Origin of the sequence: Lentzea sp. (assembly GCF_035525475.1) — a bacterium.
Lineage (GTDB): Bacteria > Actinomycetota > Actinomycetes > Mycobacteriales > Pseudonocardiaceae > Lentzea.
On record NZ_DATLEC010000112.1, the window covers coordinates 16,869 to 43,337 of the forward strand.

A 26,469-nucleotide genomic window follows, 5' to 3' on the forward strand; every position below is an offset into this window, starting at 1 on the left:
TGCGGCTACGACTTGATGACCAGCGTGCGGACGACTTCCTCGCAAGCGGTCTTGACCTGCGGCTTCGCGGCATCCGACGCCTGGCAGCCCACGCTCACCTGGACCTGGCCCTGGAACTGGATGTACCAGTCGACCCCGGTGGCGCCGACCACTTCGCGATAGTGAACAACAGACTTTCCCGCAAAAGTGCGGTTATCGGCGAAGTCGGCGACACCATCACCATTGTCCTTGCGTTCCTGGTACGTGTTCCGCAGCTCGGTCAACGCGCGCACGCGGTCTTTGTCGCTGTCATAAGTGAGAGTTTGCTCCTGCACAGCAATACGCGCTTCCGGAGATTTGCTATCGGAATTCTTGCGCTCGACCGGTTGCAAAAGCACCTGGCGATCGGTGGCGGCGCCGCCGGTCTGCTCCCAGCCGTCCGGCCGCGTGAAGGCGTAGTCGTACACGGCGATCTGGTTGCTCGGCGGGTCCGCCCGCTGCTGCGTCTTCTCGCGGTTCAGCCAGAAGTAGCCACCGACCCCCGCCGCCGCGAGCACCACCACGACACCGATCGCGACGAACAGGGGTGTCCTGCTCTTCCTGGGCGGCGGCGGGCTGGGGAACACGGCCGGGAACTGCGCGACCGGAGGAGGCGTGATGCGACGGGTGATCTTGCGCGTGGACTCGTCGGAGACCCGGAGGTTGTGAGTGACATCACCTGGGCGGGGCGTGTTCTGCCGCGTCATCCCACCGGTGCGTTCCGGATCGGTGCTGACGGCTCTGAGCGCACCTCGGGCGACGACCGTCTCCGGCTGGTCGATGCTCGTCGGCACCACGCGGATGTGGTCGTGCACCAACCGGGCGACCAGCGGGATCCGGCTGGACCCGCCCACCAGGAACACCCCGGCGAGCTGCTGGGGCGCGAGCCCCGCGTCGCGAACGGCTCCCGCGACCAGCGCGGCGGCCCGGCTGAGCGGCGCCGTGATCAGCTGCTCCAGGTCGGACCGCGTGACGTGCGCGTCGGGGAACGGCGGCGGCATCGGCACGTCGGTGTAGGCGTGCCGGGACAGCGTCTCCTTGGCGCCTCGCACGTCCTGGCGCAGCACCCGCCGCTTGCGCCTGTCGGCCATCTCACGCCCCTCGACGAGCTGCCGCCACGCCTCGGGGTCCTTGGCCCCCACGAGGCTGCCGACGTGCTCCAGCAACACCTGGTCGACGTCGGCCCCGCCGAAGCTGGGGTCGCCCTTCGCGGACAGCACCCGGAAGCTCTTGCCGTTGCGAGCCACGACGCTCGCGTCGACCGTGCCACCGCCGAGGTCGAGCACGGCGAGCGCGGCACCGTCCGGAATGGAGTGGCTCGCGGAGTGGAAGACGGCCGCCGCCACCGGCTCGGGCACCAGTACGAGTTCGCGACCGAGCCCACGCGCCGCTTGGAGGAGGACGCGGGTGCGCACCGTGCCCCAGTCGGCCGGGTGCGTGAGCACGAGGAGATCGACGGGCACACCGCCACCCACGCGCCGTGCTTCACCCACGGCCCGTGTCAGCACCGCACGCACAACGTCCACAACAGGCAGCACGGAACTGCCGAGCAACAATTCACCCTCGTCGACACGACGCTTCGGATGCGGCTCGTACCGCGCGGGGTCCACGGCAGCCTGCCGCTCGGCCTCCTGACCGACGAACAACGTCCCGTCGGCCGCGGCGAACACGGCGGACGGCACCAGCGGCTGGCCGTCGAACACGACAACCTGCGGCTCCCTGCCGTGCGCGGAGATCGCGACGCAGGTGCTCGACGTGCCGAAGTCGACCGCGACGTGCAGGCTCATGCACCTTCCCCTCTTTCGCGCACATGCTTACCCGATGCGACCGGCCAGGACGACATGGATGGCCAAACCCCGCCACTCCGGTCCGTGATCGGTACCGGCGGCGGCTTCACCGTGATCCCGTCGACGTCGTCGAAGAGCTGCGGAGCCCGAGGACGGTGATCACACCCTGTTGCACCGCCATAGACTTTCCGTGTGCAGGGAGCGGAGTACCGCGTTCTAGGACCGTTGGAGGTGCGCTTCGACGGCGACCCGGTCGTCGTCCCCGCCGGCAAGGGCCGGGTCCTGCTCGCCACCTTGCTCCTGCGTCCCGACGAGTTCGTGTCCGTGGACGAACTCGTCGAGCGGCTGTGGGAGGGTTCGCCGCCGTCAGCCGACCGGGCAGCGAAGACGTTGCACATGACCGTCGCCCGGCTCAGGCAGGCGCTGGGTCCCGCGAACTGCGTCGTCACCGGCAGGAACGGCTACCTGGGCGAAGTGGGGAACCTCGACCTCCTGCGGTTCCGCGCGCTGGCCGGCAGCAACCCGCACGCGGCGCTGGGCCTGTGGCGCGGCCGTCCGCTCCAGAACGTCGTCTCGGACGCACTACACCGCGACGACGTGCCGTCACTCGTCGAGGAACGGCTCGTGGTGCTGGAACGGCGCATCGAGCAGGACCTCGACGACGGCCGCACCGCGGAACTGGTGCCCGAGCTGAGGGCCTTGGCCGCCGAACACCCCATGCGGGAACGCTTCTGGGCGCAGCTGATGGTCGCGCTGTACCGCTCCGACCAGCAGGCGGCGGCCCTGGACGCGTACCGCCAGGTCAGCACCCTGCTTGCGGACGAGCTGGGCATCGACCCGGGCACATCGCTGCGAAACCTGCACCAGTCGATCCTCCGCGCGGAGCCGGAGCTGAGCACGCGCCGCGACGTGGTCGTCCCCCGCCAGCTGCCACCTGACCTCGCGCTCTTCACGGGCCGCGAGGACGACCTGGCCAGGCTCGACCGGCTGCTGCCATCGGGCACCGCCGGGCGAGCCGTGGTCATCTCGGCCATCGCGGGTTCAGCCGGAGTCGGGAAGACCGCGCTCGCCGTGCACTGGGCGCACCGGGTGCGGGAGAGGTTTCCCGACGGGCAGCTCGCGGTGAACCTGCGCGGCTACGACCGCGAGGCCCCGCTGAGCCCGCACGACGCACTGGGCCAGTTGCTGCGAGCGCTCGGTCGTTCTCCCCAGGAGATCCCTCCCGAAACCGACCAGCGCATCGGCGTGTACCGGTCGCTGCTCGCCGACCGGCGTGTTCTCGTGCTCCTCGACAACGCGCGCACCGCCGACCAGGTGAGACCTCTTCTTCCAGCGGGAGGCCGCTCGGTCGTCGTGATCACGAGCCGGTCCGACCTGCGCGGCCTGGTCGCGTTGAACGACGCGAAAGTGCTGAAGCTCGGCGTGCTGCCGCCCGCGGACGCGGTCCAGCTGCTCACGGACATGATCGGCGCGGACCGTGCGCTGGCAGAACCGGAAGCTGTCGCCGAGCTCGCGCGGTTGTGCGCGTGCCTGCCGCTGGCGTTGCGGATCGCCGCGTCGATGCTCGCAGGCGAGCCCCACCTCGCCGTGCGTGACCTGACCGACCAGCTCAGCACAGCGGACCGGCTGGCGGAGCTGGAAGTCGGCGACGACCGGGAAGCGGCGGTTCGTGCCGCCTTCGATCTTTCCCACGCGGCCCTCCCGCCGGAGGAACGGCGGATGTTCCAGGTGCTCGGGTTGCCGCCGCGCGCCGACTTCACGCCCCTGTCGGCGGGCGCCCTGCTCGGGGTGACCAGCAGGCAGGCGTTGCGTCTCCTGCGCACACTGGCACGGGCCCATCTCGTCGAAGAGCACGCACCCCAGCGGTTCTCGCAACACGACCTGCTCCGGCTGTACGCCGGTGAGCGCGCGGCGGCCGAGATGTCCGCGATGGCGCGAAGGGCGTCGATGGTGCGGTTCCTGGACCACTACCTGCACTCGGTCGACAACGCGGAGCGGTCCATCCGCGCGAACCGGCACGAGAAACCTCTCACCGAACGAGATCCCGTCGTCGAGGCAGTCGAGTTCGGCGACCGGGAGAGCGCGATCGCCTGGTGCCGTCGCGAGCACGAGCTCCTCGTCGAACTGAACGAGTTCGCACTTGCGCACGGGCACTTCGGCCACGCTTGGAAGTTGCCGTCCTGCATGTGGGGTCACCTGCAGCTCCACGGGTCGACCGACGACTTCCTGCGTCTCTTCGGCATCGCGCTGGAAGCGGCCAGGCGGTCGCAGGACCGGTACGGGGAGGCCGTCTCGCTGCACAACCTCGGGGTGACGTACAAGAACATGCATCGCCTTGATGACGCCCTCGACCTGTTGCACCGGGCGTGGCGCATCCGGCAGGAACGCGGTGACCACTTCGGCCTCGCCGTCAACTGCTCCGAGCTGGCCGCGGTCCACCTGCGCCGGGGCGACCCCGCGGCGGCCCTGCGCTACGACCGGGAGGCAGGCGAGCACCACCGCGCCGCGGGCAACGCGGTCGGCTTGGCCAGGTCGTTGAACAACCTGGCGAACACCCTGCTGGAAATGGGTGAGTTCGTGAAGGCCTCCGAGGCCGCCGACGACGCGGTGGACGTCTACTCGTCACTCGGGGGCCCGGACGTGGCGCTGGAGGACACGAGGGCGATGGCGAAGTTCGGCATGGGAGACCTGGACGCCGCCGTGCGGATCTACCGCGACATGGCCGACAAGCCGCTGCTCGACCACACGAACAACTCCACGAAGGTCGAGATCCTCCTCAACGGCGCCAAGGTGTTCAGCGCGGCAGGTGACCGGACAGGAGCGCTGTCGTGGGCCCGCAAGGCTCTGACGGTCACCGAGCGCGGCAAACTGGCGGGAGGGAACCAGATCCGCGACCTGGTGCGGGAGCTGGAGGACTAGAAGTCGCACGGCGCGGTGCCGCCGATGCCGCCGCGCCGCCGATCATCACGGCCGCAGGACCGGCGGTGCCGAGCCCGGCCAGGTCCGCGTTTCGTCCCGCGAAGTGCGGCTCGCTGCGGCACTCGCCTCACTCGGGCCCAGGTCCGCGCACGAGGGCGAGCTTGGTCTCCAGCCCGGCGGCTCGCGGGTTCCCCGCCGACAAGGCCACCTCCAGCGCCTCCTCCCAGGCCCGCACGGCGTCGTCGTGCCGTCCCATCCGGAACAGCAGCACGGCCAGGTCGTCCTCCAGCGTCGAGACCGGTGAGCGTGCGTCCGAGAACTTGCGCAAGCCCTCCACGCACCGCTCCGTCACGGCCAGTCCTTCGTCGAACCTGCCCACCTCGGCCAGCGCGGGACCGACGAAGTTGTCCAGCCGGGCCTCGAGGTACTCGTCGCCGAGCTTCCGCATGGCGACGCGTGCTCGCTCACTCGCCTCGGGGTAGCGGCGGAGGTCGTTGAGCGACCCGACGATGTTGGCGGCGCAGATGGCCTCCATGGTCAGGTCGCCGATCTCGACCGCCAGCTCGAGCGTGCGGTGGTTGACCTCGAGCGACTCCTCCCTGCGGCCCTGGGAGAGGAGCGCGATCCTCATGTTGTTCAGGGCGGACACCTCCGCGAGCCGCTCCCCCGCCGCGCGCACGAGCGGCAGTCCGGCCTCGAACTCGCGCAGCGCGTCCTCGTACCGCTTGACGTCGACGTACTGCGCGGCCAGCTTCACCCTGCTCAGTCCCTGTTCGCGCGGGGACCCGAAGCCCTGCACCGCCTCGAACATCGCGACCAGCTCGTGGAAGCGGATCCGTTCGACCAGGCTGTGGGTGCGGACGTGCGCGGGGATGACCTGTGCCAGTGCGCCCCAGCCGCGGTGGAGAGCGGCGTACATCACCGCGCTGAGGTTGTCCCACTCGTTGCGGCACCAGGCGAGCGCGTCGAACCGGCTGGTGAACGTTCGCGGGACGACAGCGGTCGTCAGATCCCCGGCCCGCAACGTCTGCTTGGACGGGTGCATGCCCGCCGCGTTCTGCAGCGTGTGGACGTACCACTCCGTCAAGCGCAATGCGGCCAGCTCGTCGTCACCGCACAACTCCGTCGCGTAGGCCTTCACCAGGTCGTGGAGGTCGTAACGGCCAGGTGAGCGCGACTGCACCAGGTGGTCGGCAACGAGCCGCTCCAGCAGGCGGCGGGCCCAGGCGACGGTCACGCCGGCCAGAGCGGCCGCCGCACCGACGTCCAGATCGGTTCCCGGGTGGACCGAGAGCAGCCGGAAAATCCTGGCGGCCTCGGGGTCGAGCGCGCGGTACGACCACGAGAAGACCGCCCGCACGTCCACGTCGTCGAAGTCGCTCAACGCATCAAGCCTCGCGTTGTCCAGCTCCGCGACGAACTCGCACAGCGACGTGTCCGGGAACCGCGACACCCGTTCGGCGAAGACCCGCAGCGCCAACGGCAGTCCCGCGCACCGCTCGACGATCTCCCGCGCCGCGTCCGGCTCGACGTCGAGCCGCGCGTCCCCGAGCACCGCGGCGAGCAACGACCGCGCCGCCTCGAACTCCAGCTGCCGCAAGCCGATCGTCGTCGCGTCGTGCCGCGAGACGAGGGCTCGGAGCTGGTTGCGGCTCGTGATCACCACTCGCACACCGGCGGCACCGGGCAACAGCGGGAGGACTTGGCTCACCGAGGCGGCGTTGTCCAGCACCAGCAGCAGCCGCCGGTCCGCCAAGGTCGTGCGCGACAACGCGAACCGCGCCTCGGCGGCGACGGGGACGTCGTCCACTCCCAGCCCGACGAGCAGAACTTCGGCCGCGGCAACGGGATCCACCGGCCGCGCCTCGGGATCGAACCCGCGCAGGTTCACGTGGAGGTCACCGTCGGGAAAGCTCTCGCGTGACTCCTGCGCCCACCGCAGGACCAGCGCGGTCTTGCCCACACCACCGACGCCGTGCACGACCGTGATGCCGGTCGGCTTGTCCAGGAGCCCGAGCTCTTCCTCCCGGCCGACGAAGTTCCGGACCCCGCGTGGCAGCTGACGCGGTACCTGACGACGGCCGGGAACGACCTCCGCACGAAGGATCCGCTGGTGCAGTTCCCGAAGGGCCTGGCCGGGATCGACGCCCAGCTCCTCGGCGAGCTTCTTCCTGATGTCCTGGTACGCGCTGAGCGCCTCGGCCTGCTGGCCCGACCGGTACAGCGCGAGCATCAGGTGCTGCCAGAACGACTCCCGCAGCGGGTGGTCGGCGACCAGCGACCGCAGCTCGGCCACCAACTCGCCCGCCAACCCGCGGTCCAGGTCGGCCTCGATCCGCCGTTCGAGCACCGCGAGGCGCTCGATTCACCAGCTGCGGCACGTCCTCGCGGTGCAGCCGCTCCGACCGCACGTTGCCGAGCACCGGTCCCCGCCACAACGCCGACGCGGCACCGAAGTCACCGGAGCCGGCCAGTGCGCGGAACCTCAGCAGGTCGAGCTGGTCCGGTTCGACCGTCGCCTGGTAGCCGCCTGCCTTCGTGCGCACGCAGTCCGCGTCACCCAGCGCTACCCGCAGCCTGCGCACGATCTGCTGCAACGTCTTGTGGGCGCGGTCGGCCGTGGGCGGTTCGCCGTCCCACACGCGGTCGACCAGCCCGTCGACCGGAACGTACTGGTTGGGGCGCAGCAGCAGGACCGCGAGCAGCGCGTGGCACCGGCCGGCGGGTACGGCCACCGGTTCGCCGTCGAGCAGTACCTCCAACGGCCCCAGCACGCGGTACTCGGCTCGCACACGTCCCCCAGGTCGCGACCAGTTCAAACGGGTGTGATCACGGTGTGAGCGAAGTGTGAGCGGGGTGGTGCACAGTTGCTTTCGAGCGGTGCTGGTGGCAAAGCTCCTGGGGGGCCACCAGCACCGTTCGTCAGTTTTCTGGCAGGGCGGCGAGCTTGGCCCGCAGCTGCTCCGCGTGAGGATGCCGGCGCGATTCGTAGTAGGCGAGCGACTCGGTCCACCAGCGGCGCGCCTCGGTGAGTTCTCCGAGCTCGTGGTGCGCGTCGCCGAGCACCTCGTGCGTGGCCGCTCGATCCATCAGCCCGCCCATCTGGCCGAACCAGCCGAGCGCGCGATGCAGCATTTCGACCACACCACCGGTTCGCCCAAGCCCGATCAGCGCCCGGGATCGGGTGACTGCCGTCTGCCCCAGGGAGCCGGGGCTCAGCTCGTGCACCCGGTTTAGCGCATCCCACTCGGCGAGGCGCTCAAGGCCTTCCTGGTACCGGCCGGCTTCGACCAGCGCGAACGCGACCTGGTAGAGCGCCATAGCCACCCGATCGGGATCGGCGTCCGGTTCACTGCGCTGCAGTTCCAGTGCCCGCCGTGCGACCTCCAGCGACTCGTGCGGGCGGTTCAGCATCCCCAGGATCCAGGCGACACCGCTCTGAGCCCGTACCTGCTCGTCGACCACACCCAGCACCCGGAAAGCCCGGCTGCTGTCTTCGAACAGTTCGATGCCGCGCTCATAATTCCCCTGCCTCCCATAGCCGAACGCCTGCAGGAACAGGAGCTTCGCGGCCACGCGCCGCTCGCCGACGCGGGTGGCGGCCTGTGCACCACGTCCCATCGAGTCGAGCCAGTCCGGCCAGGTGCCGAACCAGTCGATCTGGGGAGCGGCGAACCACGGGAGCTGCCAGCTGTAGCGGTCCAGGCCATGCCGATCCGCGAGTGCGACGAGGGCGCGGAGCACTGCCCGTTCCGAATCGAACCACTCGGCTGACGCCGGCTGGCTGTCGAACGTCTCCGACCCGACCCGAGGATCGGGAAAACCCTCGACGCGCCGCTCTCCCCAGTTGTACTCACGGTCGATCCAGGCGAGCGTGTGAACGTAATGGTCGAACATGCGCGTTCGAGCCTCGGCTCGCGACTCGGACGTCTCCTCCGCCGCGGCACGATCCGCCGCGTACACGCGCAACAGGTCGTGGGACGTGAACCGGCCTGGAACGTGCTCCACCAGCAGGTTCGCCCGCGCCAGCTCCCGCACGCACTCGCGCGCCTCGTCCACGGACCACCCGGCGAGGCTCGCGGCCGCCGCGACGGTGATGTCCGGGCCGGGATGCACCCCGATCAGCCGGAACATCCGGGCCGCCGGCGCGCTGAGCTGCTGGTACGACCACTGGAAGACCGTGCGGACGCTGGTGGCCGCGTCGCCGGTGTCCAGGGTGTCGAGGCGGGTGCGTTCGTCGGCCAGCTCCGCCGCCAGTGCCGACAGCGGCAGTTTCGGGGACTGCGCTGCTCGGGCCGTCACGATCGCCAGTGCCAGGGGCAGACCGCCGCACCACCTGATCAGGTCAGCCGCCTCGACGCCCACCCGATCCGCGCCGAGGCGGCTGACCAGCAGGGCGTGGGCCTCGGCGTGGCTCAGCACGTCCAGCGCCAGTTGCCGCATGCCCTCGTTGACGACCAGGCCGGTGAGGCGGTCGCGGCTGGTGATCAGCACCAGGCAGTGAGAAGGCCCCGGTAGCAACGGACGCACGTGCTCGGCGTCGCGGGCGTTGTCCAGCACCACCAGCATCCGGCGGTCCGCGACGAGGCTGCGGTACAGCGCCGCGGCGGCATCGAGGTCGGCGGGGATTCGTTCAGGGGCGATTCCCAGTGCTTCGAGGAAGCGGCTCAGCGCGTCGCCGGGCGCCATCGGATCGCGGTGACGGTCGAAGCCGCGCAGGTTCACGTAGAGCTGGCCGTCCGGGAAGCGGTCGGCGACGCCACGCGCCCAGTGCACGGCCAAGGTCGTTTTGCCGACGCCCGCGGTGCCGGTGATCGCAGCGACTACCAGCTCATCGCGCACGAGATCGGTCAGGCCCGTGAGCTCCGAGGTACGTCCGACGAAGCGTGGTACGGCCGTCGGCAGTTGGCGGGGTACGGGACCGCGCACCCGCACCGAACCGGAGAGCACCTGGTGATGCACGGCCCGCAGTTCCGCGCCGGGATCTACGCCCAGTTCGTCGGACAGCAGCGCGCGGACGTCCTGGTACACGGTCAGCGCCGCCGCCTGCTGACCCGACTGCGCGAGCGCCATCATCAGCTGGCCCCAGAACACTTCCCGGAACTGGTGTTCTGCGGTCAGCCCGCGCAGTTCGGCCACGAGGTCAGCGGCTCGGCCCGCCTCCAGGTCGGCGGCGATGCGTCGTTCCAGCGCCAGCAGCCGCTCCTCGACCACCGGCGGCACGTCGTGCTGGTGCAGGGCGTCGGACCGGACGTCCGAGAGCATCGGGCCGCGCCACAACCTCACCGCGGCAGCGAAGTCACCGGTGGCGACCAGTGAGCGGAACCGCAGGAGGTCGAGGGTCGACGCGTCGACCGAGGCGCGGTAGCCACCGCTGGAGGTCTGCACGCAGTTCGCCGGGCCCAACGCCTGACGCAGGCGGGCGACGACCATCTGCAACGTCTTGTCCGCCCGGTCCGCGGTCGGTGGCGCGCCGCCCCACACCCGTTCCACCAGCTCGTCGACGGACATGAACTGGTTGGGGCGCAACAGCAACGTGGCCAGCAGCACCCGGCACCGCCCGGCGGGCACCGCCACCGCGACGCCGTCCCGCAGCACCTCGAGCGGCCCGAGAACGCGGTACTCGGCAGGCACGCTCCCCCTTCCAATGACGTGTGACCGAAGTGTGAGGCTGATCCACCACCCTAGGGTCGGCCGGTCCCACCGCAGTCACCTCCCTCTTCACTGCCGTGGGACCGGCTTTTGCACGCGCGGGGACGCGGACTCGGTTGTGTGACCGAAGTGTGAGCGCGACCGGGCAGAGTACTGATCAGCCGGAAGACGACGGTGGCACAGGAGTTTGGGGGGTGTCGCGGTCGTCGTACCCCTTCCCGGCCGACCCTCCCCAGTGGGTTCGGTCAGGACGGACCCGGTCATGGGGGGAACCGGACAGTCCCCTGCTGTTCGGTTGTGGGCCCGCGACTCCGGTCGCGGGCCCTTTTTCTTCGCCCGGAAGGGAAAACGACGCGTGGGTGGCCCCGCCGGAAGGCGGGACCACCCACGAAGTCGTGAAGCCGGGACTACTCGGGCGAGATCCAGGCGAACTGCATGCGCTGCTGACCGTGCTTGCGGGTCACCATCGTGCCCCGGCCGGGAGGCTGCGGCGACGGCTTGAGGTTGCCGACGATGTTGCCCTCCTCCTTCGAACCGGAACCGACGAACAGCGGCGCCGAGATCTCCTTCAGCTTGCCGAGCACCGGGTCGTACATCGCCCGGGACGCGCCACCCATGCGGCGGGCCAGGATGACGTGCAGACCGACGTCCTTGGCCTGCGGGATGAACTCGGCCAGGGGCTGCAGCGGGTTGGCCGCGCCCTGCGGTGCCACGAGGTCGTAGTCGTCCACGATGATGAACACCTCGGGACCGGTCCACCAGGAGCGGTTGCGCAGCTGCTCCTGCGTGACGTCCGGGCCGGGCATGCGCTTGGTCAGCGAGCCCTTGACCTCCTGGACGTTCTGCGTGAGCTGGGCGCCCGACACGGCGTAGCTCAGCAGGTGGTCCGTGTCGATGAAGCCGAGCAGGGTGCGGCGGTAGTCCGCGAGCAGGATCAGCGCCTCGGACGAGGTGTAGCTGGTCATGATGCCGCGGATGATCGTGCGCAACATGTTCGTCTTGCCGGACTCGCCGTCGGCCAGCGTGAAGAAGTGCGGGTCCGCGTCGAAGTCCATGTAGACCGGCGCGAGCTCGTCCTCGTTGACGCCGACCGGGACCAGGTGGCCGCGGTTCGGGTTGGACTGCTGGACCTGCGCCATGAACTGCCCGTAGTCGAGCAGGTCGGGCAGCATCCGGACCTGCGGGGCGCGCGGGCCCTGCCAGGACTGGTTGAGCTTGAGGCTGAGGTCCTGCACGCCCGACGAGATGGTCGTCGGGTCCTGCGAGGTGTCGATGCGCGGCAGACCGGTGAGGAAGTGCAGCTTGTCACCGGTGAGACCGCGGCCGGGACGGCCGGGCGGCACGTTGACGGCGACCTTACGGTCGATCTCGGACTCGCTCGGGTCACCGAGGCGCAGCTCGAACCGCGTGCCGAGGAGGTCCTTCATCGCGGGCCGGATCTCCGCCCACCGGTTGGCGGCGACGATCACGTGCACGCCGTAGGACAGGCCCTGCGCCGCGATCGCCTGGACCTGCGGCTCGACCATCTCGAACTCCTGGCGGAAGTTCATCCAGCCGTCCACGACCAGGAACGCGTCACCGAAGTTGTCGTCCCTGATCTCACCGCGGCGCCTGCGGTTGCGGAACTCGCCCATCGAGTCGATGCGCTGATCGCGCCACCGCAGCTCGCGTTCGGTGATCAGGGTCTGCAGCTCGGCCACCATGCGGCGGACCTTGTCGACGTCGAGACGACCGGCGAACCCGCCGACGTGCGGCATGTCCTCCATCGACGCGAGCGTGCCACCACCGAGGTCGATGCAGTAGAACTGCGCCTCCTCCGGCGTGTGCGTCAGCGACATCGACGCGATGATCGTCCTGAGCAGCGTCGACTTGCCCGACTGCGGGCCACCGACGACCGCGCCGTGGCCGGCGGCACCGGAGAAGTCCGCCCACAGCAGGTCGCGGCGCTGCTCGAACGGCTTGTCGACCACGCCGACCGGGATCTGCAGCGTGCCGTTCGCCGGGTAGCCCGGTGACGTGAGACCGCGGTCCGGCGTCACGTCGAGCGGCGGCAGCATCGTGTCCATCGTCGGCGGCTCGTTGAGCGGCGGCAGCCACACCTCGTGCGCGGGCGGGCCCTGGCCGACGAGGCGGTCGACGATGAGCTCGAGCTGCGTCGGCTCGTTCGCGTCCTCCTTGACCGGCGCGGCCGCGACCGGGACCGGCTCGAGCGGCCGTTCCGGCTCCTTCGGGATCTCGATGAAGTCCGGCACGAAGAACCGCGGACGCTTGTCGCTGCGCACCGCCACCGACTCACCGGCGGACTGCATGCCCGACGGGCGGTAGGTGCCCGAGACGTAGAGCGCCTTGAACCTGGTCAGCGGCATGCCCTGCACGCTGAGGTAGCCGGAGCCCGGGATCGGCGGCAGCTCGTAGGCGTCCGGCACGCCGATCGCCGCGCGGGACTCGGCCGCGTTGAACGTCTTCAGACCGATCCGGTACGAGAGGAACGTGTCCAGACCGCGCAGCTTGCCCTCCTCGAGCCGCTGCGACGCGAGGAGCATGTGCATCTGCAGCGACCGGCCGACACGACCGATCTGGAGGAAGATGTCGATGAAGTCCGGCTTCGCCGTCAGCATCTCGGAGAACTCGTCGATGCAGATGAAGAGCGCGGGCAGCGGGTCGAGCTGGGCGCCGTTCTCACGGGCCTTCTCGTAGTCCCAGACGTTCTTGTAGTTGCCCTTCGCCAGGACCTCCTGGCGGCGCGACACCTCGCCGGCGATGGCGTCCTTCATGCGGTCGACCAGGGTGAGGTCGCCCGCCAGGTTGGTGATCGTCGCGGCGACGTGCGGGGCCTTGTCCAGGCCGAGGAACGTCGCACCACCCTTGAAGTCGACGAGGATCATGTTGAGCGCCGTCGACGAGTGCGAGGCCAGCAGGCCCAGCACCAGGGTGCGGAGGAACTCGGACTTGCCGGAACCGGTGGCGCCGATGCACAGGCCGTGGGGGCCCATGCCGTCCTCGGCCGCCTCCTTGATGTCGAGCTCGACCGCCTGGCCGTGCTCGCCGATGCCGAACGGGATGCGGTAGCGGTCGCGCTTGGGGCGGGGCCGCCACGCCTGCTGCACGTCGAACGTGATCGGGTCGCCGGGGATGCCCATGAACTCGAGGATCGGCGGGTTGTTGGTCATCGCCAACGGGTCCTCGCCGCTGTCGCCACCGGCCTCGCCGGCGGCGCCCATGCGGTACGGGGAGAGCCTGCGGGCCAGTGCCTCCGCCTCGATGACCGACAGGCGGTCGGGCGCGCCGAACCACTCGACACCGCTCGCGGAACGGGCGCCGAGCTGGTTGTTCTCGACGACGAGGCGCAGGCCGCGCCGGGCCGTCAGGTTGCCCAGGCACTCGCTCAGGTCGAGCAGCGTGACGCCGACCAGGCCCTCCTCGAGGATGATCATCTCTTCACGGCTGATGTCGCCGTCGTCGATGACGATCACGATGTGCGGCTGGTCGGGCGGTGGCGGGGCGTTGCGGGTGAACCGCTGCCGGTCGCGCAGGTTCTCGTCCAGCATCGCCTCGATCTCGGCGAGCGAGTTCGCCATCATGCGGCGCTGGCCGATGCCGTCGATGTCGGTGGGGTGCTGGGCGTGCGGCAGCCACTTCACCCACTCCCACAGCTGCTTGGTGCGGCCCGCGCTGACGACCGCGATCAGCAGGTCGTCCGGGGCGTGGAACGTGACGAGCTGGGCGAGCAGGGCGCGCGCGAGGTCGCGGCGGTCCTCCATCTCGCCGAGCAGGCCGACCGCGGCGAACCCGCGCAGCGCGATCGAGATCGGCAGGTCGGGCACGAGCGAGTGGGCGCGCACGAACCGGCGCAGCGCCAGGGTCGCGATCGGCTCCAGCTCCTCGACCGGTCCGGTCTGCGGCGGCACCAGGCGGGTGGCGAGGCGCTGCGAGCCGCGCCCCGCGCGGAGGTGGCAGAAGTCGGGGTCGTTCTGACGGCGTTCCCACATGCGCCGGGTGGTGGCGAGCGACCACAGCATCTGCGGGTCGGGGTGCACCCACTCGCGCTCGGCGCGCTGCTCGTCGGCGGCCTCGCGGGCGCGGTCGCGCATCTGGCCGAGGTACCGCAGGTAGTCCTTGCGGTCCTCGTTCATCTCGGCTTTCTTCTGGCCCTTGCCGGACCCCATGCCGCTCGCCATCATGCCGATGGTCGAGATCATCATCATGCCCGGCATGATCATCGCCGCGGGCTGCCGCGGCGCGAGGAAGACCATCATGCCCATCATGCCCGCGGACGCGATGATCATCACGACGGGCATCGCCTTCATCATGATGTTGCCGGGGATGATCCGGGGGACCTCTGGTGGCGGCTCGAGGTGGACCTCGCCGCCGGGAGGCCGGGGAGCAGCAAGGCGTGCCGTTCGCTTGAACTGCAGCGTGCTCAACTGACAGGCACCTCTTCGACTCTTGATACGCCACCGGTAGCAACCGACACTATTGCGCATCCGCGCGCGTCACGAAGGTGGGTCGGGTAAAAAACCCAGCCGGACGTGTTCCGCGAACCACACGTGCAAGAGGCGTCGGTGCGGCCATACTAGGGCCGCCCGGCGACCGCCCAGGTGGACCAATAGGGTCGGGCCAAGAGTTCGCAACGCAGATCTTACTTAGGGGGCCCTGGTGGCGACCGGTACGACGGTGTTCAGCCGTGTCACGGTGGTGGCACCTCGGACGCGTATCGACGTCGCGCTGCCTGCCGACGTGGCGGTGGCCGATCTCCTGCCGATGCTGCTCGACATGGCGAGAGAGGCCACTCCGGACGGTGGGGTCAGGCACGGCGGCTGGTGCCTCGCCAAGCTCGGCGACAGCCCTCTCGACCCGGCGCGCACGCTCGCCTCGCTCGGCGTCGTCGACGGCGAGCTGCTGCAGCTGCGGCGCCGCAACGAGAACCCGCCGCCGCCGTTGTACGACGACGTCGTCGACGCGATCGCGGAGTCCGACCCGGACTCGTTCCGGCCGTGGACCAAGGAGACCGCGCAGCGGTTCGGCCACATCGCCGGCGCGCTCGCGCTCATCGCGGCCGCGGTGGCGCTGTTCCTGTCCGGCCCGCTCACGGCCGATGGCGCGGGCAGCGGTCTGGCCGCCGCCATCGCCGGCGGTGTCGGCGCGGTCGCCATGCTGGCCGCGGGCGCGACCATCGCGCGGGCGTACTCGGCGGCTTCGACGGGTGTGCTGATCGCCGCGTGCGGTTCGCTGCCGATGGCGTTCGTCGCGGGCTACCACGCGGTGCCCGGCGTCGGCTTCACCCCGAAGATGCTGCTCGCCTCGGCGTTGCTGATGATCTTCGCGTGGGGCGGCATCCTGCTGATCGGCCACGGCATCACGGTGTTCATCGCCGCGGCCACGGCCGGCACGTTCGTGTCGCTCGCGTTCCTCGTCGCGACGTTCGTCGAGCACCCGCTGCCCGGTGTGGCCGCCGCGACCGGCGCGGTCGCGCTCGGCGCGCTGTCGCTGCTGCCCAGGCTCACGCTGCAGCTGGCCAAGATCCCGCCGCCCGTCGTGCCGACGAACGCCGAGGACCTCAAGGAGGACACTGGCTTCCCGGAGTACGCGGTCATCGAGCGCCGCACGGCCGTGGCGCACGAGTACCTGACCGGCATGATCATCGGCACCGGCACGGTCGCGGCGCTGGCCGCCATCGTCGCCGCGTCCGCCGACACGATCTGGGGCCCGGTCTACGGCATCGTCGTCGCGATCGTGCTGATGATGCGCGGCCGCGCCTACGCCAACGGCGCGCAGGCCGTGGCCCTGCTGTCGACCGGCATGGTCGCGAGCGCGGGCATCCTGCTCGGCTGGCTGATCCTGTCGTCCCCGTTCAACCGCATCGCGTTCGTCTTCGGCGCGCTGCTGCTGCTCGGCGCCGCCGCGCTGGTGCTCGGCGTCGTCTTCCCCGGCCAGAAGTTCTCGCCGCCGCTGCGCCGCACCGTCGACATCATCGAGGCGATCCTCATCGCCGCGGTCGTGCCGCTGGCACTGGCCGTGATGGACATGTACTCGGTGTTCAGGGGCCTGATCTCGCTATGAGGTCCGGCATCAGGCGCACCGCGGCGGCAGCGACCGCCGGACTGCTGCTGCTGACGGGAGCGCTTCCCCAGGCTTCCGCGCAGCCGTCGTCGTCCACACCGGCCTCGGCCCGCCCGAACTCGGTGCCGCCGGACCTCCCGCCCGGCACCCCGCCCCCGAAGGACGAGGGCAGGCCGGACGTGACGTACAAGCGCACCAACAAGGGCTGCGTCGAGTCCGACACCAAGAGCGAGCTGATCGAGACCAAGCCGTGGGGCCAGGTCCAGCTGAACCTGGAGCAGGCCCACAGGTTCGCGACCGGCAAGGGCATCAAGATCGCGATCATCGACACGGGCGTCGACCCCCGCAACCCGCGCTTCGGCGGCCGGGTCCAGGGAATCGGCGAGTACGTCGACGGCAACAAGAACGGCACGGACGACTGCGACGGCCACGGCACCGAGGTGGCGGGCGTCGCGGCGGCGGCCAAGACCGAGGGCGACTTCGTCGGCGCCGCACCGGAGGCGACGATCCTCGCGATCCGGCAGACCAGCGACCGCTTCGAGTTCGGCGGCGACGCGAACAACCCCGAGAAGCGCACGTCGGCCGGCAAGGTCGGCACGCTGGCCCAGGCCATCGTCCGCTCGGCCGACCAGGGCGCCAAGGTCGTCAACATCTCGCTGACCAACTGCAACGCTCCCAAGGGCTTCAGCTCCGACGACCAGAAGCTGCAGGCCGCGATCAGGTACGCGGTCGACGTCAAGGACGTGGTGATCGTCACCGCGGCCGGCAACAAGGGTGACCAGGGGACGGGCTGCGGCAAGCAGAACGACAACCTGGACCCGACCAACGTCAACTCGGTCTCGTCGCCCGCGTGGTTCGCCGACGACGTGCTGTCCGTGGCGTCGATCGGCCGCTCCGGCGCGGTCTCCGACTTCAGCATCTGGGGCCCGTGGGTCAGCATCGCGGCGCCCGGCGAGGAGATCATCTCCGTCGACCCCAAGGGCACCGGCCTGACGAACGCGAACGTGACGGCGAACGGCGTGCAGGACATCAAGGGCACGAGCTTCGCGTCCCCGTACGTCGCCGGCATCACCGCGCTGGTGCGCCAGCGGTTCCCGGACCTCAAGGCGCGCCAGGTGATGGACCGCCTCAAGGCCACCGCCCTGCACCCCGGCAACACCTCCGGCAAGGACAACAAGACCGGCTTCGGCATGGTCAACCCGGTCGCGGCGCTCACCGCGGTGCTGCCAGCCGAGTCGCCCGGTTTCCAGAAGGCGCAGCCGAAGGAGCTGACCACCTCCGTCACCCCGCCGCCGGGGCTCGACTGGCCGCCCATCATCGTGGCGCTGAGCGGCATCGGCATCGGTGGCGCGCTGCTGATGCTGACGCTGGTCATCCGCAACTCGCTCAACCGCAGGCGCCGCACGCCCGCCTAGAGCGCCGAACAACGTGGACGGGCCCCGCCGGAACTCAACCGGCGGGGCCCGTCCACGTTGTCTGCCAAGATTTTCAGTCGTCGTCACCGATGGTCTTCGGCGCGGCCTTCTTGGGTTTGCCGAGCAGGTCGTCGATCGAGCCGGTCAGCCGTTGCCGCGGCTTGTGCTCCTTGTCGCCGCCCTGCTGACCACCACCGCCCATCATGCCGCCCATCATCGGCATGCCGCCCATCATCCCGCCGGGAGCGCCGCCAGGACGTCCACCGGCGGCCGCGGCGGCCGGAGCGGTCCCGGCACCCTGCTGCGCGGCCGGAGGTTGCTCAGCGACGCCTGTGGCGCCTCCGAACTGCATCGGCGTCGGCGTCGCGGCGGCAGCAGCCGGAGCGGCGACCGAACCGACACCGCCGCCTCCACCGGCCGGAGTTCCACCACCCGAAGAGCCGCCACCCGTGCCCGCGGGGGCCGTCGCCGACGCCCTGGCCGGTTCCGGCACCTTCACCTCGGGCTTCGCGGGCGCCGCGTACGTCCAGTCCTTCTCGGGGTACCGGTGCTCCATCCGCACGGCGTCGAAGCCGTCGTCCTCACCGGACACCCCGTCGCACAGCCGGAGGAACGCCTCCATCACCTGCCGCGCGGACTCGTGCAGCTCGCGCACCGGGTCCTTGATCTCCTCGATGTGCCTGACGGCCCGCTGGTCGCCCTCCAGGGGCAACGAGGCCGTGCCGGACACCGAGTCCGCGGCGTCGGCGAGCACGTGCGCCATGTCCCGCACGATGTCGCGAACGGCCTCGGCGGTCTCCTCCAGCGCGTCCGCCATCGCGTTCATCGCGTCGGACATGTCGCCGCCCGCGAGACCCACCTTGCGCATGTGGTCGAGGAACGCGTCGGCGTCCTTGCCCTCCCACCGCGCGTCGACGCCGCCCAGAGGTGCCGCGATGTGCACCGTGACCGCCTCGGTCACCTTCGCGGCCTTGCGCCAGCGTCCGGCTTCCTCGCGCAGGTCGTCCCAGTCGCCCACGAGCGGGTCGAAGAAGTCGTGCACGAGGTCCACGACACCGAGCTTGCGGCTCACCCGCGAGAGGTAGTCGAGCTCGGGGCCGACCTCGGCCGCGATCTGCCTGCCGTCCTCGGCCGTCACGAGGTCCCCCTGCCGCGGTCGGCCCTGTTGATGAGCCGCAGGCTCTCCTCGTCCTGGCCGCCGTGCTGCTCCGCGACGGCGTGCAGGCCCCTGGCGGCCGCGTCGAGCGTGTCGCAGGCGCGGGCGAGCTGCGAGTTGAGCAGCTCCGCCGCACGCGCGTAGGCCTGGGCCGTGCCGACGGTTCTGCCGATCTCGCCGAACGACCGCGGGCGCAGCGGGGACACCCTCATGGCGTCCCGCACGCGCCTCAGATCGTCCGTCGTGCCGTCGATCCGGTCGGCGTACTGCTCCAACCACTCCGGATCGACGGATATCCGACCGGCCACGGTGTTCCCCCAACAGGTCCGGGTGCGTTTCGTCCCGATTCGACGGTGACGCACCCGGACCGGTTCCGCTACTTCTGCTGAACGGCCTGCGGGTCCTGGATCGAGCCGCTGGACGTCTGGATCGCGTCGTAGCTGCGGTTCGCCTCGTTCTTGTTGAGCTGCGGCCCCATCGGCAGCAGGCTCAGGATCTGGTTCGGTGCCGGCGGGAAGGTCCCGTCGAGGCCCAGCGCCGCCGCGGTGGCGGCGTCCGGGACGCCGTAGCGGACACCGCGGCCCGTGACGACCTGCACCGGACCGGTCCCGAAGTCGCCCTTGCCCTGGCTCGCCCGCACGACGGCGGCCTTGCCCGGCAGCATCATGAACTGGTCGATGATCTCGCCGGCCGCACCGGCCGCGTTCAGGGCGACCGGGGTCATCTCCTTGGGGCCGGGCAGCTTCGAGCCGATCGTCACCGAGGTGTGCTCGGCCTTGTTCTGCTCGGTGAAGTTCTCGGCCTTCCAGCCCAGGCACACCACGGTGTTGTTGGCGTTCGCCTCGAGCGTGGTGGGGATCTTCGCCGGGTAGGAGTCGAGCGTCAGCGGGTTCTTCGGGTTCTTGTTGCCGGAGACGGCGCTCGGCGAGAGCTGGATCGGCTTCTTGGCGTTCGAGTACGCGAAGCGCAGCAGGTCGCCGACGGTCTGGTCGACGTCCTGGAAACCGTCGGGGAGCGCCACCATGAACTGCGCGGTGTTGGTCAGGCTCACCTCGACGACCTCGCCGATGTTCACCCGCGTCTCGGTGACGTAGGTGGCCTGCTTGCCCAGGTCCTGGATCTTCGGCGCGACCAGCGGGGCGACCTCGGGGATGGCGTTGAGCAGCGCGGTGCTGATCGCGCGCGGCTGCTTGCCCTTGAGCTTGAGGGCGTTCATCACCTTGTCGTCCTTGAGGTCCACCTCGGCGCGGACCGTGGACGACGAGATGTCGCGCAGGCTGTTCGGCTTCTTGTAGATCAGGTACGCCTTCTTGGCGCCCGTGCGCTGCTGCACCAGCACGGCCTCGTCGCCGAGGTCGGGGTTGCCGCCGCTGACACCGGCGATCACGGAGGTCTTGATCTGGTTCTCCGCCGCCTGGTTCTCGCGGAACTCGTCCAGGTCGAGCGTGTCGCAGACGGACCACTGCGCGTCGATCCGCAGGTTCGGCTTCGGCAGCACGTCCGGCGCGTCCGGCAGACCGGTGAGCCTGCCGCGCGGCAGGTTCGCGAGCGCGGCCTCGCTCACGAGCTTCGGCTCACCCCCGGCGGCGCCCTGCGCGGTGCCCGCCGTGCCGCCCGGCGCGTCGCCGCCGCCGGACTGCTGGTCGGGGCTGTTGCGCGAGAACCAGAGCAGCCGGGCCGACGCCAGGTTCGTCATCGGGATCAGCCGCTTCGGCGACGCGTCCACGACGTAGACCTGGCCGGTCTCCTTGCTGATGGCGATCTGCGTCTGGTCGTCCAGCTTCGGCGCCGGCTTGAAGAGCCCGAACACGAGGAAGCCGAGCAGACCGACTACGCCCAGGACAACACCGACCGCTGTCGCCCGCGAGTGGTTGCGCATGGGGTCATGCAGCATCACCGCGTCTCTGCGGACCAGAGCGGACTGCATCCGCCGCAGGACGAATTGGTAGGCCTGGACCTGTGACTTGGTGGTGGGTGTTGATGCCATTCTCGGCTCGCTGCTCTCCCAGTCGCGGTACGGTTCGGCAGGATAGCCGGACGCAGGTTGCTTCGTGGGCCGGTTCGCCAAGCCCACCGACCGTCGAGGGGAAAGAGACCACAACGGATGTCCGTGACCACTCCACATCCGCCCCGGCCCAACCCAGGGACGGCACGGCCGCAGGGTCCAGGGGGTCCTGGGGCTCCAGGGGGTCCTGGCCAGCAGGCACCCGCGCCTCCTCGTCCGGTCGGGCGCGTCCGCCGCAGGACGGCGAACGTCAGCATCGGCTCCTTGCCCGTCTCGAACGTAGTCACGATCGAGGTCGGCCTCGCCATCGCACTCCTCGTGCTCACGTTGATGGGCGTGAAAGAGCCTTCCGGCGCGCTGAACGTCGTCTCCGTCTCAATAGCCGGCGGTGTGCTGTTCATCGCACTGGTCCTCGCGTTCACCCGCCGCCGCGGCCGCTGGCTCACCCAGTGGATCGGCGTCCGGCTGCGCTACAACTTCCGGTCGCACACCCGCACCGCGAAGCGCATGGACCCCTCGGAGTCCAAGCCGGGTGACGACGAGCTGCCGGTGCTCGGCCCCGAAGACCCGCGCGTCGCGTTGCTGCGCCTCGCGATCCCGGACCTGGTGATCGCCAAGGGCGTCGACCACGAACGCCGCCCGCTCGCGCTGTCGTGGCACGACGGCGTGTGGACCGCGGTGCTGCTCGTCGACCCGACCCCGCCGCTGATCTCCGCGATCGGCACGGCGCCGTCGCTGCCCCTGGGAGCGCTCGCACCGTGCCTGGAGGACCGCGGGGTCGTGCTGGACGCGATCACCGTGATCTGGCACTGCTACCCCGGCAGCGCGGCGCTTCCGCCGAACTCGCCGGCCATCAGCTCGTACATGGAGGTGCTCGGCCCGCTGCCCGCGGCGGCCAGGCGCACCACGTGGATCACGGTCCGGCTCGACCCGCGCCGCTGCGGCGAGGCGATCCGGGAGCGCGGCGGCGGCGTCGTCGGCGCGCACCGGGCGCTGATCGGCGCGTTGTCCCGCGTCCGCAACGCCCTGGAGTCCGCCGGCGTGACGATCCGGCCGCTCGACTCGGACGAGCTGCTGCGCGCGGCGATCTCGTCGGCCGAGCTGACGGCCGCCGTCGGCAACACGAACCCCGTGTCGCTGCGCGAGAAGTGGTCGGGCGTCACCGCGGGTGGCGTCGGGCACGCGAGCTACGCGATCACCGGCTGGCCGTCGAAGGGCCTCAAGGGCAGCCTGAACTCGCTGACCGGCGTGCGCGCCCTCTCGTCGACGCTGGCGATGTCCATCTCACCGTCGCGCGAGGACGGCCAGGTCTCGCTGCGCGGTCTGGTGCGGGTGAGCGCCCGCACCCCGAGCGAGCTCGACCGCGCGGACGACCAGCTGTCGAAGCTCAGCGACAAGCTCGACATCACGCTGACCCCGTTGAAGGGCATGCAGCTCGCCGGCCTCGCCGCGACGCTGCCGCTGGGAGGTGTGGCATGAGCTCGTCCCGTCTGCTCGACACCCGCGGCCGCGGGGCGGTGGCACCGGAGTTCCTGGTGACGCCGAACATGCTCGACCTGGTCAGCCCCAGCGGCGACCGCGGCGGCATGATGCTCGGCCAGGGCACGAAGGGCGAACCGCTCAGCGTGTCCGTGCTGCGGCCCACGCCGACCCGCATGGTGGTCGTGGGCGGCCTGTACCTGGCCCGCCAGATCGCGTTGCGCGCCATGGCGACCGGCGCGTGGATCATCATCGCGACCGGCCGTCCCCAGGCGTGGCAGCCGGTGGTGCGCGCCGCGGGCCAGGGCCCCGACGGCCGCCCGTCCCAACTGGTGCAGCTGCGCCGCCTGTCCCCGGCGGACCTCCCGCGCCCGACCGAGGACATGCCGCTGCTCGTCATCCACGACGGCGGCCACGTCCCGCAGGAGCTCTTCCCGCCGCGCGCGCCGTGGCAGACCACGATGTACGTCCTGCCGTACCTGCACCCGCAGGCCTCGTCGACGGCGAACAACGCGGATCTCGTGCTGCTGCAGCGCCTCCCGATGGGCCAGGCGCAGCTCGCGGGCCAGATGTGGCGCCTGCGCCCGCAGATGTTCCAGCAGCTGACGCAGCTGAAGGACGACCAGGTCATCGCCATGGGCCAGGACATGTGGGCGCACCTGCGCCTGTACACGACCCCGGCCGAGCAGCAGATCCTCGGAGCAGTGCGCCGAGGCGATTAGGGCTCAACGGAATAGTCGAAACTGCGCCCCGGACGGTTCATCGTTCGGGGCGCAATTGTTTTGTCCATAGATCAGCGGAACCAACTAATTCACATCGCGGTCAAATCTGTTGATTCGCCATTGGAAGGCAATTTCGTGGACCGTCTTGTGGCCAATCAGTCCGCGCCACTAAGAAAACTCTCACTGCACAACCCTGCGACGAGGGAGCTTGCTGCTATGGGAGAATCGTGGGCCAGACGAGCGGCCGGAATCGGACTGGTGGCGGGCACTGCGCTCGTCCTGTCGTCCGTCTCCGCCACCGCTGCGCCCGAGGGGGAGATTCGCAACCTCGGTGCGTCCAACGCGGTCAAGGACAACTACATCGTCGTGCTGAAGGACGTGAGCACGAGCAGCGTGGAGACCCTCAGCGCCAAGTACAGCGCGACGGTCAAGCACACGTACAAGTCCGCTTTGCGCGGTTTCTCGGCGCAGATGTCCGAAACCCAGGCCAAGCGCCTGGCAGCAGACCCTTCCGTCGCCTACGTCGAGCAGGACGGTGAGGTCCACCTGACGGAGACGCAGGCCCCGACCCCGTCCTGGGGCCTCGACCGCATCGACCAGCGAGCGCTCCCGCTGGACGACAGCTACACCTACCCGAACCGCGGCGCGGGCGTCACCGCGTACATCATCGACACCGGCATCCGCTTCAGCCACAGCGACTTCGGCGGCCGCGCGGTCTCCGGTCGCGACACCGTTGACAACGATGACGACGCCACCGACTGCGCCGGCCACGGAACCCACGTCGCGGGCACCGTCGGCGGCACGAAGTACGGCGTGGCCAAGGACGTGAAGCTGGTCGGCGTCCGAGTCCTGAACTGCGCGGGCTCCGGCACCTTCGCGGGCGTCATCGCGGGCATCGACTGGGTCACCGAACAGGTGACCAACAACCCGGCCAACAAGCCCGCGGTGGCCAACATGTCCCTCGGCGGCGGCGCCAACCAGACCGTCGACGACGCCGTGACGCGCTCCATCGCGGCAGGCGTCACCTACGGCCTCGCCGCGGGCAACGACAGCGGCGGCAACGCCTGCAACACCTCCCCGGCCCGCACCCCGAACGCCATCACGGTCGGCTCGACCGACCGCACCGACGCCCGCTCGTCGTTCTCGAACCTGGGCACCTGCCTCGACATCTTCGCCCCTGGCCGCGACATCACCAGCGCCTGGCTGACGAACGACGAGGCCACCAACACCATCAGCGGCACCTCGATGGCCACCCCGCACGTGGTGGGCGCCGCAGCCGTCTACCTGGGCTCGTCCCCCACCGCGACCCCGCAGGAAGTCCGCGACGCCCTGGTGGAGAACGCCACGAGCGACGTGGTCACCAACCCCGGCACCGGCTCCCCGAACAAGCTCCTGCACATCACCGGCACGGCCCCCGGCAACCCGCCCGGCCAGTGCCCGACGGCAACGAACGACACCGACACCGCCATCCCGGACGCCTCCTCGGTGACCTCGTCCATCACCATCGCCGACTGCCTGGGCAAGGCCAGCGCCACGGCCTCGGTGAGCGTGGACATCAAGCACACCTACCGGGGCGACCTGGAACTGGCCCTGATCGCCCCCTCGGGCACCGTGAAGCTCCTGAAGGTGGGCAACGGCAACGACAGCGCCGACGACCTGAAGGCCACCTACCCGGTGAACGTGTCCGCTGAGGACGCCAACGGCACCTGGCAGCTGCGAGTGCGCGACCTGTACCGCCAGGACACGGGCCACATCGACTCGTGGACGCTCGACATCTGATCCACTCCGCCACCCCTCGGAGCCCCCGGCCAGTGGCCGGGGGCTCCTCCCTTTGCGGCGCGGGCCACAGACAGGCAGGCAGGGGCGAGACGAGTGGAGGAGACCGCAGGACGCGAACGCGAACGCCGAGATGAGCTGTGGCGGCATGTCGAGCGACGCGACGGGTGGGCAGGGCCCGGACGCGGTAAGGCTCGGCAGGGCACGGGTGAGACCAACAGCGCGGTAAGGCGCGGGGTGAGGCCAGCAGCGCGGTAAGGCGCACAGAGCGCGGGTGAGGCGCCGCTAGGCGTAGGTGAGGCCGGGCGGGCACTGAGGGCGCGGCAGGGGTGCAGTCAGGCGCCTCAGGGCACGCTCACGCAAGGGTCCCCTTGGATTTCGGCTCCCCCGCGACCCAACGTACAGACGAGGTCTGACACTCCCGCGAAGCCGCAGGCGCGATGGCGCGATGGCGAGCCCGCCCGCGATGGTGAAGCCGAGCCCGCCCGCGAAGCCGCAGGCGAGCCGCCTTTCACAAAGCCGCCTGGGGGGTGGTCCTGTCACGCCAACAGCAACAACCAACCAAACAGCAAGCCGCCCAACACAAACAGGCGTGCCATCAACCCACCCAAGGCGCTGGCGGGTCCTTGATCAGCTGACGGGTCTGGGGCAGCGCCCCAGCGACAGCAAAAAGAACGACAAACCTCAAGAAGACAAAGTCCGAACCCGCCGAGTGACCTCAGCCCGAGCCCCCAACTCGTCATCAGCCGGAAAATCCACCCGAACCAAGCACAACCCATGAGCAGGGGCCACAGCAACCCCACTGGCCCGCCCAGTGAGAGCCAAAAGAGAAGAAGGCCACTCAACAGCCTTCCGCCCCTCCCCCACAGCGAGCAAAGCCCCGATCAGCGACCGAACCATCGAATGACAAAAGGCATCAGCGGAAACGAACGCCGTGACAACCCCATCATCCGAAGACCGAACAAACTCAATCCGCTGCAGCTCACGAATAGTAGTAGCCCCGTCACGCCGCTTGCAAAAAGCACAAAAATCATGCTCCCCCAACAAAAGGGCAGCAGCAGCGTTCATCGAGGAAACAGACAACGGACGAGGCCAAGCAAGCGTGTCCAGCCGCCGCAACGGATGCGCCCCAAAATCAGCATCCGCAACCCGGTACTCGTAATGCCGCCGCAAGGCAGAAAACCGGGCGTCAAAGGCAGCAGGCACGACCCGAGCCGAGAACACCCGCACATCAGCAGGCAGAACCCGGGCCAACCGACGAGCAAGCCCAGGAACGTCCGCGGACGACGGCAGATCGACGTGGGCCACCTGACCGGAAGCGTGCACCCCGGCATCGGTGCGCCCCGCCACGGTCAGGACGACGTCCTCGCGCAGCACCATCGACATGGTGTCCTCGAGGACGCCGCACACGGTCCGACGGGAAGGCTGACGCGCCCAGCCGGAGAACTCGGTTCCGTCGTAACCGAGGTCCAGGCGCACA

14 protein-coding genes and 1 pseudogene are annotated in these 26,469 nt (G+C 70.0%); 6 read left to right on the forward strand and 9 right to left on the reverse strand.

What is annotated here, in order from left to right; genetic code table 11:
- Positions 1-5: 5 nt before the first annotated feature.
- On the reverse strand, positions 6-1,805 hold the full coding sequence (locus tag VM306_RS19720; RefSeq protein WP_325517047.1) for a type VII secretion-associated protein: 1,800 nt from the start codon (positions 1,803-1,805) through the stop codon (positions 6-8).
- Between the two features lie 192 nt (positions 1,806-1,997).
- On the opposite strand from VM306_RS19720, the gene VM306_RS19725 reads away from it, so the two are divergent.
- Complete coding sequence (locus VM306_RS19725; RefSeq protein WP_325517049.1) at positions 1,998-4,724, forward strand: AfsR/SARP family transcriptional regulator; 2,727 nt, start codon at positions 1,998-2,000, stop codon at positions 4,722-4,724.
- Between the two features lie 127 nt (positions 4,725-4,851).
- Here VM306_RS19725 and VM306_RS19730 read toward each other — a convergent pair whose 3' ends face one another.
- From VM306_RS19730 to eccCa, 4 genes and pseudogenes are all read right to left on the reverse strand, one after another.
- Complete coding sequence (locus VM306_RS19730; RefSeq protein ID WP_325517052.1) at positions 4,852-7,074, reverse strand: BTAD domain-containing putative transcriptional regulator; 2,223 nt, start codon at positions 7,072-7,074, stop codon at positions 4,852-4,854.
- Between the two features lie 190 nt (positions 7,075-7,264).
- A pseudogene (locus VM306_RS41405) lies at positions 7,265-7,516 on the reverse strand (AfsR/SARP family transcriptional regulator); the annotation flags it as partial.
- A gap of 130 nt (positions 7,517-7,646) precedes the next feature.
- Positions 7,647-10,358, reverse strand: a complete 2,712-nt coding sequence (locus VM306_RS19735) for an AfsR/SARP family transcriptional regulator (protein WP_325517055.1) — start codon at positions 10,356-10,358, stop codon at positions 7,647-7,649.
- Between the two features lie 425 nt (positions 10,359-10,783).
- The gene (gene eccCa, locus VM306_RS19740) at positions 10,784-14,800 is read right to left on the reverse strand and encodes a type VII secretion protein EccCa (protein ID WP_325517057.1); all 4,017 of its coding nucleotides are present in this window, start codon (positions 14,798-14,800) and stop codon (positions 10,784-10,786) included.
- A 232-nt stretch (positions 14,801-15,032) separates the two neighbouring features.
- Here eccCa and eccD point away from each other — a divergent pair, with 232 nt between their 5' ends.
- Both eccD and mycP read left to right on the forward strand, forming a co-directional pair.
- The gene (gene eccD / locus VM306_RS19745; RefSeq protein WP_325517059.1) at positions 15,033-16,436 is read left to right on the forward strand and encodes a type VII secretion integral membrane protein EccD; all 1,404 of its coding nucleotides are present in this window, start codon (positions 15,033-15,035) and stop codon (positions 16,434-16,436) included.
- Positions 16,433-17,851 (forward strand): type VII secretion-associated serine protease mycosin, encoded by a 1,419-nt coding sequence (gene mycP / locus VM306_RS19750; RefSeq protein WP_325517063.1) that lies wholly within the window; start codon positions 16,433-16,435, stop codon positions 17,849-17,851. The genes eccD and mycP overlap by 4 nt, the downstream gene beginning before the upstream one ends.
- A gap of 73 nt (positions 17,852-17,924) precedes the next feature.
- On the opposite strand, the gene VM306_RS19755 is transcribed toward mycP, so the two are convergent.
- The 3 genes from VM306_RS19755 to eccB form a co-directional block, all read right to left on the reverse strand.
- Positions 17,925-18,989, reverse strand: a complete 1,065-nt coding sequence (locus tag VM306_RS19755; RefSeq protein ID WP_325517067.1) for a WXG100 family type VII secretion target — start codon at positions 18,987-18,989, stop codon at positions 17,925-17,927.
- Entirely contained in the window at positions 18,986-19,315 is a 330-nt protein-coding gene (locus VM306_RS19760) for a hypothetical protein (protein WP_325517071.1), read from the reverse strand. The genes VM306_RS19755 and VM306_RS19760 overlap by 4 nt, the downstream gene beginning before the upstream one ends.
- Before the next feature lie 68 nt (positions 19,316-19,383).
- Positions 19,384-20,994 (reverse strand): type VII secretion protein EccB, encoded by a 1,611-nt coding sequence (eccB, locus tag VM306_RS19765; protein ID WP_325517074.1) that lies wholly within the window; start codon positions 20,992-20,994, stop codon positions 19,384-19,386.
- 117 nt (positions 20,995-21,111) lie between these two features.
- Here eccB and eccE point away from each other — a divergent pair, with 117 nt between their 5' ends.
- From eccE to VM306_RS19780, 3 genes are all read left to right on the forward strand, one after another.
- Positions 21,112-22,491, forward strand: coding sequence for a type VII secretion protein EccE (eccE, locus tag VM306_RS19770; RefSeq protein ID WP_325517076.1), 1,380 nt, complete (start codon positions 21,112-21,114; stop codon positions 22,489-22,491).
- A complete protein-coding gene (locus VM306_RS19775; RefSeq protein WP_325517078.1) occupies positions 22,488-23,213 on the forward strand; it encodes a hypothetical protein in 726 nt (241 codons plus the stop codon). The genes eccE and VM306_RS19775 overlap by 4 nt, the downstream gene beginning before the upstream one ends.
- Before the next feature lie 216 nt (positions 23,214-23,429).
- Positions 23,430-24,992 (forward strand): S8 family peptidase, encoded by a 1,563-nt coding sequence (locus VM306_RS19780; protein WP_325517080.1) that lies wholly within the window; start codon positions 23,430-23,432, stop codon positions 24,990-24,992.
- A gap of 681 nt (positions 24,993-25,673) precedes the next feature.
- Here the strand turns inward: VM306_RS19780 and truA are convergent.
- Positions 25,674-26,468, reverse strand: a complete 795-nt coding sequence (gene truA / locus VM306_RS19785) for a tRNA pseudouridine(38-40) synthase TruA (protein WP_325517082.1) — start codon at positions 26,466-26,468, stop codon at positions 25,674-25,676.
- Between the last annotated feature and the right edge of the window lies 1 nt (position 26,469).